The 12407-nt window shown below is 69.8% G+C and carries 12 protein-coding genes; 5 read left to right on the top strand and 7 right to left on the bottom strand.

Annotation, left to right across the window (positions count from 1 at the left end):
* From ACTWPW_RS14935 to ACTWPW_RS14955, 5 genes are all read left to right on the top strand, one after another.
* Positions 1-627 carry a hypothetical protein gene (locus ACTWPW_RS14935; RefSeq protein ID WP_375113370.1) on the top strand — a complete coding sequence of 209 codons (627 nt, stop codon included), beginning with the start codon at positions 1-3 and terminating at the stop codon, positions 625-627.
* The gene (locus ACTWPW_RS14940; RefSeq protein WP_443169033.1) at positions 624-1718 is read left to right on the top strand and encodes a C40 family peptidase; all 1095 of its coding nucleotides are present in this window, start codon (positions 624-626) and stop codon (positions 1716-1718) included. The genes ACTWPW_RS14935 and ACTWPW_RS14940 overlap by 4 nt, the downstream gene beginning before the upstream one ends.
* Before the next feature lie 5 nt (positions 1719-1723).
* Positions 1724-2119 (top strand): (deoxy)nucleoside triphosphate pyrophosphohydrolase, encoded by a 396-nt coding sequence (locus tag ACTWPW_RS14945; protein ID WP_375113508.1) that lies wholly within the window; start codon positions 1724-1726, stop codon positions 2117-2119.
* Positions 2120-2183: 64 nt separating this feature from the next.
* Positions 2184-3527 carry a hypothetical protein gene (locus ACTWPW_RS14950; protein ID WP_443169034.1) on the top strand — a complete coding sequence of 448 codons (1344 nt, stop codon included), beginning with the start codon at positions 2184-2186 and terminating at the stop codon, positions 3525-3527.
* A 98-nt stretch (positions 3528-3625) separates the two neighbouring features.
* A complete protein-coding gene (locus ACTWPW_RS14955) occupies positions 3626-4969 on the top strand; it encodes a hypothetical protein (protein ID WP_443169035.1) in 1344 nt (447 codons plus the stop codon).
* 53 nt (positions 4970-5022) lie between these two features.
* Here ACTWPW_RS14955 and ACTWPW_RS14960 read toward each other — a convergent pair whose 3' ends face one another.
* From ACTWPW_RS14960 to ACTWPW_RS14990, 7 genes are all read right to left on the bottom strand, one after another.
* A complete protein-coding gene (locus ACTWPW_RS14960) occupies positions 5023-5781 on the bottom strand; it encodes a succinate dehydrogenase/fumarate reductase iron-sulfur subunit (RefSeq protein WP_364118853.1) in 759 nt (252 codons plus the stop codon).
* Positions 5778-7679, bottom strand: coding sequence for a fumarate reductase/succinate dehydrogenase flavoprotein subunit (locus ACTWPW_RS14965; RefSeq protein WP_364118850.1), 1902 nt, complete (start codon positions 7677-7679; stop codon positions 5778-5780). Before ACTWPW_RS14965 ends, ACTWPW_RS14960 begins: the two co-directional genes overlap by 4 nt.
* Positions 7680-7691: 12 nt before the next feature.
* Positions 7692-8477 (bottom strand): hypothetical protein, encoded by a 786-nt coding sequence (locus ACTWPW_RS14970; RefSeq protein WP_364118847.1) that lies wholly within the window; start codon positions 8475-8477, stop codon positions 7692-7694.
* Between the two features lie 191 nt (positions 8478-8668).
* Positions 8669-9118 (bottom strand): response regulator, encoded by a 450-nt coding sequence (locus tag ACTWPW_RS14975; protein ID WP_375113374.1) that lies wholly within the window; start codon positions 9116-9118, stop codon positions 8669-8671.
* Positions 9115-10257: a sensor histidine kinase gene (locus tag ACTWPW_RS14980; protein WP_443169036.1), complete on the bottom strand. Its 1143-nt coding sequence runs from the start codon at positions 10255-10257 to the stop codon at positions 9115-9117. The genes ACTWPW_RS14975 and ACTWPW_RS14980 overlap by 4 nt, the downstream gene beginning before the upstream one ends.
* The gene (locus ACTWPW_RS14985; protein ID WP_375113376.1) at positions 10254-11390 is read right to left on the bottom strand and encodes a PP2C family protein-serine/threonine phosphatase; all 1137 of its coding nucleotides are present in this window, start codon (positions 11388-11390) and stop codon (positions 10254-10256) included. Before ACTWPW_RS14985 ends, ACTWPW_RS14980 begins: the two co-directional genes overlap by 4 nt.
* 30 nt (positions 11391-11420) lie before the next feature.
* The gene (locus tag ACTWPW_RS14990) at positions 11421-12350 is read right to left on the bottom strand and encodes a LysR family transcriptional regulator (protein WP_443169037.1); all 930 of its coding nucleotides are present in this window, start codon (positions 12348-12350) and stop codon (positions 11421-11423) included.
* Between the last annotated feature and the right edge of the window lie 57 nt (positions 12351-12407).

Raw genomic sequence — 12407 nt, forward strand, 5'->3', positions numbered from 1 at the left:
ATGGCGCAGCCAGGTGACAGGCGGGGGGTGGCCTTCGCCGCCATCGTCGTGGTCATCGCCGCGGTCGGCATCTACCTGACCATGTGGCCGGACTCGTCCGACCAGGCCGAGCCCGAGCCGCAGGCGATCCGGACCACCGCCTCCGCCATCGCGTCGAGCACACCGCTGGCGACCGCGAGCGCGGCGCCGTTCGACGTCTACTCCTACCTGCCGATGCAGAAGGAGCAGCTCGCCGCGGCGGCGGACCTGGCCGAACGGTTCACCGCCGCGTACGGCACCTTCCGCTACGACGAGGACCCCGCGGCGTACGCGGGCCGGCTGAAGGTGTTCGCGACGCCCGAGCTCGGCAACGAGCTGACCAGGACGATGACCTCGGCGGGCACCGTCGAGCAGAACCGCAACGACCAGATCGTCTCCACGGCCACGGCCAGGCTGAAGGAGATCAGGCAGATCGAGAAGTCCTCCGTCGTCTTCCTGATCGCCGGGACCAGGCAGGTCACCGCCAGGAGCGGCAACAAGCAGGTCACCGAGGAGTACGCGGTCACCGTCAGCCAGGTCGTGTCCGACTGGCGGATCTACGACATCAGGCCGTCCACCGAAGGTCAGGAGGGAGACCCCCTCGGGTGAAACTCTCACGAGCGCGCCTAGCCCTGGTGATCGGCCTCGCCGGGATGTTGCTCCTGGTGGCGGTCATCGTGTCACCGCTGTTGCTGATGTCCATGCCGTCCTTTCTGAGCAACGGCGGCACCACCGTCGACTGCCAGGACACGGCCCAGGTGGAGGAGGCCTCCGACTCCGCCGCGTCCGACATCCCCGCCGAATACCTGGACCTGTACAAGGAGCACGGCAAGAAGATCGGCGTCCAGTGGAACATCCTGGCCGCCGTGGGCAAGCGCGAGACCGACCACGGCCGGTCCGACCTGCCGGGCGTCAAGAGCGGCACCAACTACGCGGGCGCGGCCGGGCCGATGCAGTTCCTGATCTCCACGTGGGGCGGCAAGGCCAGGATCCCGATGTCGTCCACGTACAACGGGTACGCCTCCGACGGTGACGGTGACGGCGTGGGCGACGTCTACAACCCGGCCGACGCCATCCTGGGCGCCGCCAGGATGCTCAAGCGCAACGGCGCCCCCGAGAACGTGCGGCAGGCGCTGTTCGTCTACAACCGGGCCTGGTGGTACGTCGACCAGGTCGAGGAGATCGCCAGGAAATACGCCAAGTCCGGCGCGGTGAAGGTGCCGCCGCAGGCGTCGGAGGACTGCGACGAGCCGCTGGTCGAGGCGGCCCCCAACGACGTCGTGGCCAAGATCCTGGAGTTCGCGCTGGCGCAGCGTGGCAAGCCGTACCTGTGGGGTGGCACGGGGCCCGACTCGTTCGACTGCTCGGGGGTCATCTTCGCGGCCTACCGGGCGGCGGGGCTGTCGATCCCGCGTACGACGTTCGGGCAGTGGCCGTTCGGGGTGAAGGTGTTAGCGGGCCAGGAGCAGCCGGGTGACCTGGTGTTCTTCAACTCCGGCCCGGGCACCTCCGCGAACAACCCCGGCCACGTGGGGCTGGTGGTCTCCAAGGGCAAGATGCTGGAAGCGCGGTGCCGGCTGTGCGGGCCGATCAAGGTCACGAGCTACCAGGCGCGTACCAACCGCGTGGGCTTCACCCGTCCCCTGCAGAACCCCGACGTGCTCGAACAACTCAAGAAGCTGCAGAATCCTGCCCTATGAGCTCAATGAATCCGGTCGTGGTCGTGGCCGCGGTGATCGTCGCCCCTGGTGGCCGGGTGCTCGCCGCCCAGCGCGCCCAGCCCGCCGCGCTGGCGGGCGGCTGGGAGTTCCCCGGCGGCAAGGTGGATCCCGGGGAGAGCGAGGAGGCGGCGCTCGTCCGGGAGTGCCGCGAGGAGCTCGGCGTGGAGATCGCCGTGGGCGAACGCGTGGGCGAGGACTGGCCGCTGGCCGAGGGGTACGTCATGCGCGTCTGGCTCTGCTCCCTGGCCTCGGGCACCCCGCAGGCCAAGGAGCACCTGGCGCTGCGCTGGCTCGGCCCCGGCGACTACTTCGACGTCGACTGGCTGGGAGCCGACCTGCCCATCATGAAGACCGTGGAGAATCTGCTCCAACGGGATTAGGACATCCCTCTCTGTGACACAATGGTTACTAGGCGTAATTTGTCGCGGCGGGGGAGTTGGAGTGATGCGGCGTGGCTGGATCGTCGCCGGGACGTTGGTCGTGGTGGCGGTGCCGTCCGTGCCCGTGGCGGCGGCCGGGGTGTCGCTGGTCCTCGAGCGGGTGAACGGGGCCGACAGTGTGGGGAAGTGGGTCAGGACCGGGGACGTGCAGCGGTTCCGGGTGCGGCTGAACGGGATGGCCAGCGGCGCCAGGGTGGCGGTGGCGGCCGATCCGGTGGAGGCGTTGTCGGAGGTGTCCTGCCTGCCGTCGGCGGGGCCGAGTCCGTCGGCGAGCGGTGCGCCCGCGAGGGACGCCGTGGCGCCGCCTTCCGACGCGGGTGCGGCGATGGCGAGGGCTTCGAGCCCGGGTGCCGTCGCGGCCGGGGCGCTGGCCGTGCGGGCGCTGGCCGCCGCAAAGGGCTCGGCTGCGGCCGGCACGGCTCCGATTGGCCCGGCTCCGATTGGCCCGGCTCCGATTGGCACGGTTTCGACCGGCACGGTTCCGGCCGGGGCGGTGCTGCCGGGGGCGCGGGTGTGCGCGCTCGGGGAGGTCGCCGGTGAGCGGGCCGTGGACGTCACGCTGAAGGCGCCTGCTGGGGCTCGGGAGGTGGTGCTCGCGGCGGTGGCCAGGATGCGGGGCACCGGGGGCGAGGGGCCGACGACCATGAGCCGGACCACCGCCGTACGGGTCAGGCAGGCGATCACGGGGGACGCGGCGACGTTCAGCGGCCCGGCGCGACTCCTGCGGCCCGCCGAGCGGACGAAGAGCCGGGCTGCGGATGTGAAGAGCCCAGTGGTGGATGCGGAAGGCTCAGCGGAGGTCGTGGGGACCCGGGCTGAGGGTGCGCGGAGCCGGGGCGAGGCCGGTAAGAGCGGGAAGAGCCGGGCCGAGGCTGCGGAGAGCCGGGCCGAGACGACGGAGAGCCGGGACAAGGCGGAGGAGCGGCAGTCGGTGGCTGAGGCTCCCGCTGCAGAGGTGACGCTGCCGGAGGTCGTGCCGCAGGTCCTCGCCGGCGCCACTCCGAGCACCGCTGCCAGTACGGCGGCGCCGCAGGCCACGCAGGCCCCGCTCGCCCTGCCCAGCGCCACCGGGGTCGCGTCGAGCGGGCCCACGCCGGCGCCCGGAGGGCCCGTGGTCGCGTCGCCGGGGCCGGTTGCCTCGTTCCAAGCCGGCGCGGCGGGTGGGGAGGCGCCGCTTCCGTGGGAGGTGGCCGTGTCCGCGAGGGCTGTTCACCCTGTCGGATGGGTCAGCCCCATCGATGGCCCGAGGGCGTTGCCCATGGTCGCCGGGAGCATCGGCGTGCTGATGGGGAGCCTGTGGCTGGTTGTCACGGTACAACGGCGCCGTAACCGTAGAAAGGTGTTGTAATTCCGTCTTTACTGTTACTTTTACCCGGCTAGTATTCCCTTGACCTTGGTTCCGGGACTTCGCGGAGGGCACCGGTGGCACGCACGCGAGCGACAGCCGTGTCCGCTATCGTCCTGGCGCTCGGACTGGCGGGCGCCGGAGCGACGCCGTTCATCGTGCAGAGCGCGAGCGCCTCCGTGGCGTTCGACCCGCCCGTCGAACCCTGTGACGTCGAGGTGGAGTGCGAGACCACGCCGCAGACCACCATCACGGTCACCACCACCTTAGGGTCGCCGTCGCCCGAACCGGAGGACGGACAGCCGGAGACGACCGTCACCAAGACCGTCACCGCGACCCCGACCAAGACCTCGAAGGCGCCGACCCCGACGAAGACCACCTCGGCCCCCGCGAGCGTCCCGCAGACCACCCCCACGCAGAACCCGCAGCCCCTGCCCACGCAGAGCGCCGAGGTTCCGCCGGCGACACCCGTCACCTCGCCCACGACCGAGGCGTCCGTCGAGATGCCGACCATCGCGCCCGAGACGACCACCACCCCGCCGCCGAGCCAGACGGAGTCCGCCTCCTCCGACGAGGTGCCGCTGGAGCTGCGTAACGCGGCGCCGGAGTTCGACCAGCGCACGCTGACGCAGAAGCTCAGCATCCCCGCGCTGGTGCTGGTCCTGCTCGCGCTCTTCGCCGTCCTCATCTTCGAGGGGCGGCTGCGCCGGATGGCCCACGCCGCGGCCGTGCGGAAGGCGGGTCCGCACGCGGGCCGGCCGGACGTGCCTCCGGGTGGCGGATATCCGGCGGGGCCCGGTTACGCCACGGCGGCATTCCCGGCTCCCGGCTATCCGGGCGGCACGGCGTACGCGCCCATCATCAGCTTCGTGCCGGTGCAGACCTACCCGGGCGGCCCGCCCCAGTACGGCTACCAGGACCCGAACCACCCGTACCCGCCCCAGGGGTACGTGCAGGAGCCGTACCCGCCCGCGGAGCCCCCTCAGGAGCCCGTGGTGCTGCACCCCGACGAGTTCGACTCCTACAGCGAGCCGCCCAGGTCCCGCGAGCGCGACCCGTTCGAGCCGCTGATCCCGGCGGCGGAGCCCCCGACGGACATCCCGCCGGGCGGCGCTGGCCCGTACGACGGCGACGTGGAGCAGCCGCTCGGCCCGGCCTCGGCCGCCGAGGCGGGCGACTCGGAGCCGTGGCAGCAGCGGCCGGGCTCGCTGTTCGAGCCGGCGGCATCCAGGGACTCCGAGCATGGGCCCGAGGGTCCGCCGGACGGCTACGAGCCGCCGCCGTACCTGCCGGCCGACGGGGACGTGACCGCGGTCCAGCCGCTGCCTCCCCAGATGCCCCTGATGCCCCTGATGCCCGACCAGGAGAGCGCCGGGCAGGAGCAGGAGCCGACCAAGGAGATGCCGGACGCCAAGCGCAAGCGGTTCGGCCGGAAGAAGCGCTGAAAGACGAAAGGCGGGGGCCGGATTCCCGGCCCCCGCCTTTCGTCGTGTCCGGCCTACTTGGTGGCGCCGCGCTTGAAGATCTTGTTGCCCAGCCACACCAGCGGGTCGTACTTGCGGTCGACCACGCGCTCCTTCATCGGGATCAGCGCGTTGTCAGTGATCTTGATGTGCTCGGGGCAGACCTCGGTGCAGCACTTGGTGATGTTGCAGTAACCGAGCCCGTGCTCCTGCTGGGCCGCCTCCTGACGGTCCGCCACGTCGTACGGGTGCATGTCCAGCTCGGCGATCCGCATGAGGAAGCGGGGACCGGAGAAGTTGCTCTTGTTCTCCTCATGGTCGCGGATCACGTGGCAGACGTTGTTGCACATGAAGCATTCGATGCACTTGCGGAACTCCTGGGACCGCTCGACGTCGACCTGCTTCATCCGGTATTCGCCGGGCCGCACACCGCTCGGCGGCGTGAAGGAGGGGACCTCCCTGGCCTTCTGGTAGTTGTACGAGACGTCGGTGACGAGGTCCTTGATGACCGGGAACGTCCGCATCGGCGTGACCGTGATGGTCTCGTCCTCCTCGAAGGTGGACATGCGGGTCATGCAGCCCAGCCGCGGCTTGCCGTTGATCTCCATGCTGCACGAGCCGCACTTGCCCGCCTTGCAGTTCCACCGCACCGCCAGGTCGGGCGCCTGGGTGGCCTGCAGGCGGTGGATGATGTCGAGGACGACCTCGCCCTCGTTCACCTCCACGGTGAAGTCCTCGAGACCGCCCTCGCCGCCCTCACCGCGCCAGACCTTGAACTTTGCCTTGTAGCTCATGACTTCGCTATCCCGTCGAACTCGGCCATCTCTTCGTCGGTGAGGTACTTCTTCAGCTCGTCCCGGTCGAACAGGGTGATCAGGTCACCGCGCATGGACGGCTGGACCTTCTCCTCGACGGTGACGGTGGAGCCGTCCTCGGTGGAGCAGACGAGCAGCTTGCGGCGCCAGTCCGGGTTCATCCCCGGGAAGTCGTCGCGGGTGTGCCCGCCGCGGCTCTCCTCGCGCAGCAGCGCGGCGCGGGCCACGCACTCGGAGACCAGCACCATGTTGCGCAGGTCGATCGCGAGGTGCCAGCCGGGGTTGTAGACGGCCGAGCCGGCCGCCCCGACCATGCGCACGCGCTCCTTGAGTTTCTCCACGACGCCCAGGGCCTCGGAGACCTCCTCGGCCTTGCGGATGATGCCGACCAGGTCGTTCATCGTGCGCTGGAGCTCGTGGTGGACCTCGTAGGGGTTCTCGCCGCTGCGGCCCAGGGGCTCCAGGGCCTCTTCCCGGGCCGATTCCACCTGCTCCGGCAGCACCTTCGGCCTGGCGGGCAGGCCGTCCACGTACGCCGCCGCGCCCGCGCCCGCCCGGCGCCCGAACACCAGCAGGTCGGACAGCGAGTTGCCGCCCAGCCGGTTCGAGCCGTGCATGCCGCCGGACACCTCGCCGGCCGCGAACAGCCCGGGCACCGCCGCCGCGCCGCTGTCGGCGTCCACCTCGACGCCGCCCATGATGTAGTGGCAGGTCGGGCCCACCTGCATGGGCTCGGCGGTGATGTCGACGTCGGCCAGCTCCTTGAACTGGTGGTGCATCGACGGCAGCCGCTTCTTGATCTCCTCGGCGGGCAGCCGGGTGGAGACGTCGAGGAAGACGCCGCCCTGGGGCGAGCCGCGACCGGCCTTCACCTCGGCGTTGATCGCGCGGGCCACCTCGTCACGCGGCAGCAGCTCCGGCGGGCGCCGGTTGTTGGCCTGGTCGGTGTACCAGCGGTCGCCCTCTTCCTCCGTGGTGGCGTACTTGTCCTTGAACACCTCGGGGATGTAGTCGAACATGAAGCGCTTGCCCTCGGAGTTGCGCAGCACGCCGCCGTCACCGCGGACGGACTCGGTGACGAGGATGCCGCGCACGGACGGCGGCCAGACCATCCCCGTGGGGTGGAACTGGATGAACTCCATGTTGATCAGGTTCGCGCCGGCGAGGAGGGCCAGGGCGTGGCCGTCGCCGGTGTACTCCCAGGAGTTGGAGGTGACGACGTACGACTTGCCGATGCCGCCGGTGGCCAGGACCACGGCGGGGGCGTCGAAGAGGATGAAGTTCCCGGACTCGCGCCAGTAGCCGAACGCCCCGGAGATCGCGTCGCCGTCCTTGAGCAGCCGCGTGACCGTGCACTCGGCGAAGACCTTGATGTAGGCCTCGTAGTCGCCGTGCGTCTCGTAGTCCTCCTGCTGGAGCGCCACGACGCGCTGCTGCAGCGTGCGGATGAGCTCCAGCCCGGTACGGTCGCCCACGTGTGCGAGCCGTGGGTACTCGTGCCCGCCGAAGTTCCGCTGGCTGATCTTGCCGTCCTTGGTGCGGTCGAACAGCGCGCCCCAGGCCTCCAGCTCCCACACCCGGTCGGGAGCCTCCTTGGCGTGCAGCTCGGCCATCCGCCAGTTGTTGAGGAACTTGCCGCCCCGCATGGTGTCACGGAAGTGCACCATCCAGTTGTCGTCGGGGTTGACGTTGCCCATCGCGGCGGCCGCGCCGCCCTCGGCCATGACCGTGTGCGCCTTGCCGAAGAGCGACTTGCAGACGATCGCCGTCCTCTTGCCCTGCTGGCGGGCCTCGATCGCGGCCCGCAGGCCGGCGCCGCCCGCGCCGATGACGACGACGTCGTACTCGTGGCGCTCTGTGTTGTGCGTGTTTTCCACTGAAAGCTGTCCTTACGCGTACGGGAAGGCGATGATGCCCTTGGCCACCAGGCGGACGTACAGGTCGGCGCCCATGACCGAGAACATCGAGGCCCACGCGAGGGGTTGGTGCTTGGCGTTGAGCTTGGACACGAACGTCCAGGCCCGGTACCGCAGCGGGTGACGGGAGAAGTGGTTGAGCCGGCCCGCCGTGATGTGCCTGCAGGAGTGGCACGACAGCGTGTAGGCGTTGATCAGCACGGCGTTCAGGATCAGGATCCAGGTGCCCAGGCCCAGCGGCTTGTGGATGAGCGCCAGGACGGCGTCGTAGGCCAGGATGAGGCCGATCACGATGGCCGCGTAGAAGAAGTACCGGTGGACGTTCTGGATGATCAGCGGGAAGCGCCGCTCACCGGTGTACTTGCCGTGCGGCTCCTGCACGGCGCAGGCCGGCGGGGACAGCCAGAACGAGCGGTAGTAGGACTTGCGGTAGTAGTAGCAGGTCAGCCGGAATCCGCCGGGCAGACCGAGGATCAGCAGCCCCGGCGACAGGGTGTACCAGTCGCCGACCGGCGCCCACCCGAACAGCCGGGCCCCCTCGGGGCACGACGTGGCCAGGCAGGGTGATGAGAAGGGGGCGATGTAGGGATCGACGAAATAGCTGCCGTCGATGATCGCCCATACACCGTAGACCAGGAATGAGCTGAGCCCGAGGAATGTCACGAGCGGGACCAGCCACCATCTGTCTGTTCGCAGGGTGCGCACCTTGACTTGCGCACGCTGCCTTCGGACCGGAGCGTCGGGCGTCGTCTGGGTCATCGCGGACCTCTCCACCTCCCGCGGACCCTTCGCGCAGGGGGTCCGTGGTTTCGTTTCGCTGGGCGCGCTCATCGGCGGTATCGCTCAGGCGCGCGTTGGTGGGGGATACGTTACGACGACAGGATCGAAATTTGTGAGCGGGATCACTCACTTTTTCGAGGACCAGCTGTGATTCCTGTCACGTACGTGCGTCAGAGGCGCTGCCCCTGGACCGGCAACTTAACCACAGTCACGAAAAAATCATCGATTTGCCGGACAACCCGGATAAATTGCTCAAAATCCACCGGCTTGGACACATAAGCGTTGGCATGGAGCCGGTAGCTGTGGAGGATGTCCTCCTCCGCCTCCGAGGTCGTCAGGATCACCACGGGGATCGTGCGCAACTCCGGGTCTGCCTTCACCTCCCGCAGCACCTCCATGCCGCTCATCCTGGGCAGGTTGAGGTCGAGCAGGATCAGGTCGGGCCGCGGCGCGTCGGCGAAGTCGCCTTCCCGCCGCAGGAACGCCATCGCCTGCTCGCCGTCGTTGACCACGTTGAGCCGGTTTCGCACCTTGTTGTAGTCGAACGCCTCCTTGGTGAGCAAGATGTCCCCCTGGTCGTCCTCCACCAGGAGCACTTCGATCGGTCGCCATCCGTTCATCGTTCGTCTCCCGCCGCGGGTAGCGTCCACCGGAACGTCGAGCCCTGGCCGTCGGTCTCCCCGTCGAGCCACAACTGACCGCCGTGGTATTCGACGATCTTCCGGCAGAGGGCCAGTCCGATGCCGGTCCCCGGGTACACGTCGCGCGGATGCAGGCGCTGGAAGATCAGGAAAATGCGGTCGGCGTACTTGGGCTCGACCCCGATGCCGTTGTCCGAGCAGCTGAACTCCCACATGTCGCCGTCCCGCCTGACCCCGATGTGGATGCGCGGGGGCTCCTCGGAGCGGAACTTGACGGCGTTCTCCACCAGGTTCTGGAAGAGCTGGGTGAGCTGCAGCTCGTTGCCTTTGACCCGGGGCAGGTCGTCCCGGGTGACGGTGGCACCGCTGTCCTCGATCGTGGCGGAGATGTTGTCCAGCGCCCGGTCCAGCGCCGCGCCCGACTCGGTCACGCCCTTCTCGCCGGTGACCCGGCCGACCCTGGAGAAGTCGAGCAGGTCGTTGATCAGCAGTTGCATGCGCTTGGCGCCGTCGACCGCGTAGTGCATGTACTGCCTGGCCCGCTCGTCGAGCTGCGAGCCGTAGCGCTGGTCCAACATCTGCGTGAAGCTGGCCACCTTGCGCAGCGGCTCCTGGAGGTCGTGGCTGGCCACGTACGCGAACTGCTCCAGCTCCCCATTCGACCTGCGCAGCTCCTCGGTCTGGTCGGTGGCCAGGCGCCAGGCCGACAGGATGCGGGCGCGCATGGAGTCGATGTGGCTGGACAGCTCGGCCAGCTCCGACGGCCGGTCGACGTGCAGGTCGCGGTCGAAGTCGCCGCCGGCGACCGCGCGCACCTGCTCGGTGAGCTGGTCGATCGGCTTCAGCACGGCGTAGCGCACGATGACCGCCAGCCCGACGGCGCAGCCGAGCAGCAGCGTGAACAGCACGGTCAGGGCCACGATCAGCCGGTCGAGCTGCGAGGCCACCGCCGGCTCCGGGTTGAGCTCGGCGGTCCGGGCGCTCATCACCATGACGACCACGACCCCGGCCACGAAGATGACGCCGGCCAGCGCACCGATCAGCAGGAACCAGCGGGCGACAGGGAGCCTGCCCAGCCCGGTCGGCTCCTTCGGAGGAGGAAGCGGGTGAATGCTCATGCTCTCCTCTTCCTTACCATGACCACGGCGAGATCGTCGCTCAGTGTGCCCACATGCCTGATGAGCCGGTCAAGGTCGATGGCGCCGTGCTCGCGTACCAGATCGAGCAGGCCGTCCACGCCGAGCAGCTCGCTGGGGCCGCCCACGGCCGCCTCGATCAGGCCGTCGGTGTAGAGCATCATCGACCACTCGTCGCCCAGCGGCACGTCGATCACCGACCACTCCGCGTCCGGGAAGATCCCGAGCGGCGGCCCCGACGGCGCGCCGTCCACCACCTGCACGACGCCGTCGCGCACCAGCACGGGCGGCGGGTGCCCGACCACGCGCATCCTGGCGTGCCCCAGGTCGGGGGTGATCGTGGCCGTGCACAGCGTGGTGAAGATCTCGGGAGCCTGGCGCTCGGCGCGCAGCAGGAGGTCGAGCGTGCGCAGCAGCGTGTCGCTCGTCTCGCCCGCCAGCACCAGGGTGCGCCAGGCGATGCGCAGCGCCACCCCGAGCGCGGCCTCGTCGGGGCCGTGCCCGCACACGTCGCCGATCACGAGGTGCACCGAGCCGTCCGGCGTCTGCACGGTGTCGAAGAAGTCGCCGGCCAGCGTGCCGCCGCTGCCGGGGAGGTAGCGGGTCACGTGCTCGATCGACGTCGTACGCAGGAGGGGCTCGGGGAGCAGGGCGCTCTCCAGCCTGGCGGTCTCCTTGGCCGTCAGCTCCGCCTGGACGAGCTTGAGCTGGGCCAGGTCGGCCCGTTTGCGCTCCATGGCGTAGCTGATGGACCTGGCCAGCAGCCGCGCGTCCACGTCGCCCTTGACCAGGTAGTCCTGCGCACCCGACTGCACGGCCGCGAGGGCCACGTGGACGTCCCTGAGCCCGGTGAGGACCAGCACGGCCGTGTGCGGCGCCACCGCCAGCACCGCCTCCAGCGCCTCCAGGCGGCTGGCGTCGGGCAGCGAGAGGTCCACGAGGACGCACTGGATCTGGGAGGTCAGCTTCGCCCTGGCCTCACGCAGGGTCCGGGCCCGGAAGATCTTGGGCGGGGCCTCGGCCTGCTTGAGCAGCTCCTCGACGAGGAAGGCGTCGCCGTCATCGTCCTCGATGAGGAGCAGCGTCAGCGTTTCTGAGAGATTTGCCGTCAACACGCCTCTTCGGGGAGTTGGAGCCGTTGTTGCTCATTCTGCGATGAGCTCTACCCCTTGTGGAAGCGTGCCCTCGTGCCCGGCTTCCACGACGAAGGACAGCAAGGTCTCCCGGAACGCCTGCGCGGCCCTGGTCGGGTCGACGTCCTTGCGGTGGGCCAGCGCGATCGTACGGCTGAGCCCCGGTGGCGCGAGCGGCGTGCCCAGCAGCCCCGGCCGCCCGTCGAGCACCATCGACGGCACCACGGCCACCCCCAGCCCCGCCTCCACGAACCGCAGCACCGCGTCCATCTCCCCGCCCTGCACCGCGAACCTCGGCTCGAACCCCACCTGCCGGCACGCCGCCAGCGTCGCCTCCCGCAGGTCGTAACCGCGCCTGAACATCACCATCGACCTGCCCCGCAGGTCCTCGATGCGCAGGTAGGGGCCCTTGATCTGCTCGTGCGAGGGCGAGACGACCACGAGGTTCTCGCGCAGGATCTCCTCGGTCACCAGCGAGGGGTCGTCGCTCTGCAGCGGCATGATGATCAGCGACAGGTCGAGCTGGCCCCGGGCCAGCGCCTTGACCAGATCCCGCGAGCCGCCCTCCTCCACCAGCAGCTCGATCCCCGGGTACGCCCGGTGGAAGCGGGCCAGCGCGTCGGCCAGCAGCCCGGCGCAGAGCGAGGGCGTGGCCCCCAGGCGCACCCGGCCGCGGCGCAGCCCGGCGAGCTGGGCCACCTCCTCCCGGGCGGTGTCGGCGTCGGCCAGGATGCGGCGGGCGAGCGGGAGCAGCGCCTCACCGGCGGCCGTCAGCGTGACGTTGCCGCGTGCCCGCGAGAACAGGCGCGCGCCGAGGTCGTCCTCCAGCGCCTTGATCTGCTTGCTGAGCGACGGCTGCGCGACCCGCATGCGCTCGGCCGCCTGGGTGAAGTGCCTGGCCTCCGCGACCGCCAAGAAGTACGCGAGCTGCTGCAACTGCATGTGATTTTCCTCGCACCGGCACGGCGTAAGCCGGTGATAAAGCCGCGCCTACCCACA

The sequence above is a fragment of the Nonomuraea sp. KM90 genome (genome assembly GCF_052246675.1).
GTDB lineage: Bacteria > Actinomycetota > Actinomycetes > Streptosporangiales > Streptosporangiaceae > Nonomuraea.

Bases quoted from the DNA above. Each gene is read 5' to 3' on its own strand.
- ACTWPW_RS14970 (WP_364118847.1), bottom strand. From the start codon at position 8,477: ATGACCCAGACGACGCCCGACGCTCCGGTCCGAAGGCAGCGTGCGCAA.
- ACTWPW_RS14960 (WP_364118853.1), bottom strand. From the start codon at position 5,781: ATGAGCTACAAGGCAAAGTTCAAGGTCTGGCGCGGTGAGGGCGGCGAG.
- ACTWPW_RS14935 (WP_375113370.1), top strand. From the start codon at position 1: ATGGCGCAGCCAGGTGACAGGCGGGGGGTGGCCTTCGCCGCCATCGTC.
- ACTWPW_RS14980 (WP_443169036.1), bottom strand. From the start codon at position 10,257: ATGAGCATTCACCCGCTTCCTCCTCCGAAGGAGCCGACCGGGCTGGGC.
- ACTWPW_RS14990 (WP_443169037.1), bottom strand. From the start codon at position 12,350: ATGCAGTTGCAGCAGCTCGCGTACTTCTTGGCGGTCGCGGAGGCCAGG.
- ACTWPW_RS14945 (WP_375113508.1), top strand. From the start codon at position 1,724: ATGAATCCGGTCGTGGTCGTGGCCGCGGTGATCGTCGCCCCTGGTGGC.
- ACTWPW_RS14950 (WP_443169034.1), top strand. From the start codon at position 2,184: ATGCGGCGTGGCTGGATCGTCGCCGGGACGTTGGTCGTGGTGGCGGTG.
- ACTWPW_RS14975 (WP_375113374.1), bottom strand. From the start codon at position 9,118: ATGAACGGATGGCGACCGATCGAAGTGCTCCTGGTGGAGGACGACCAG.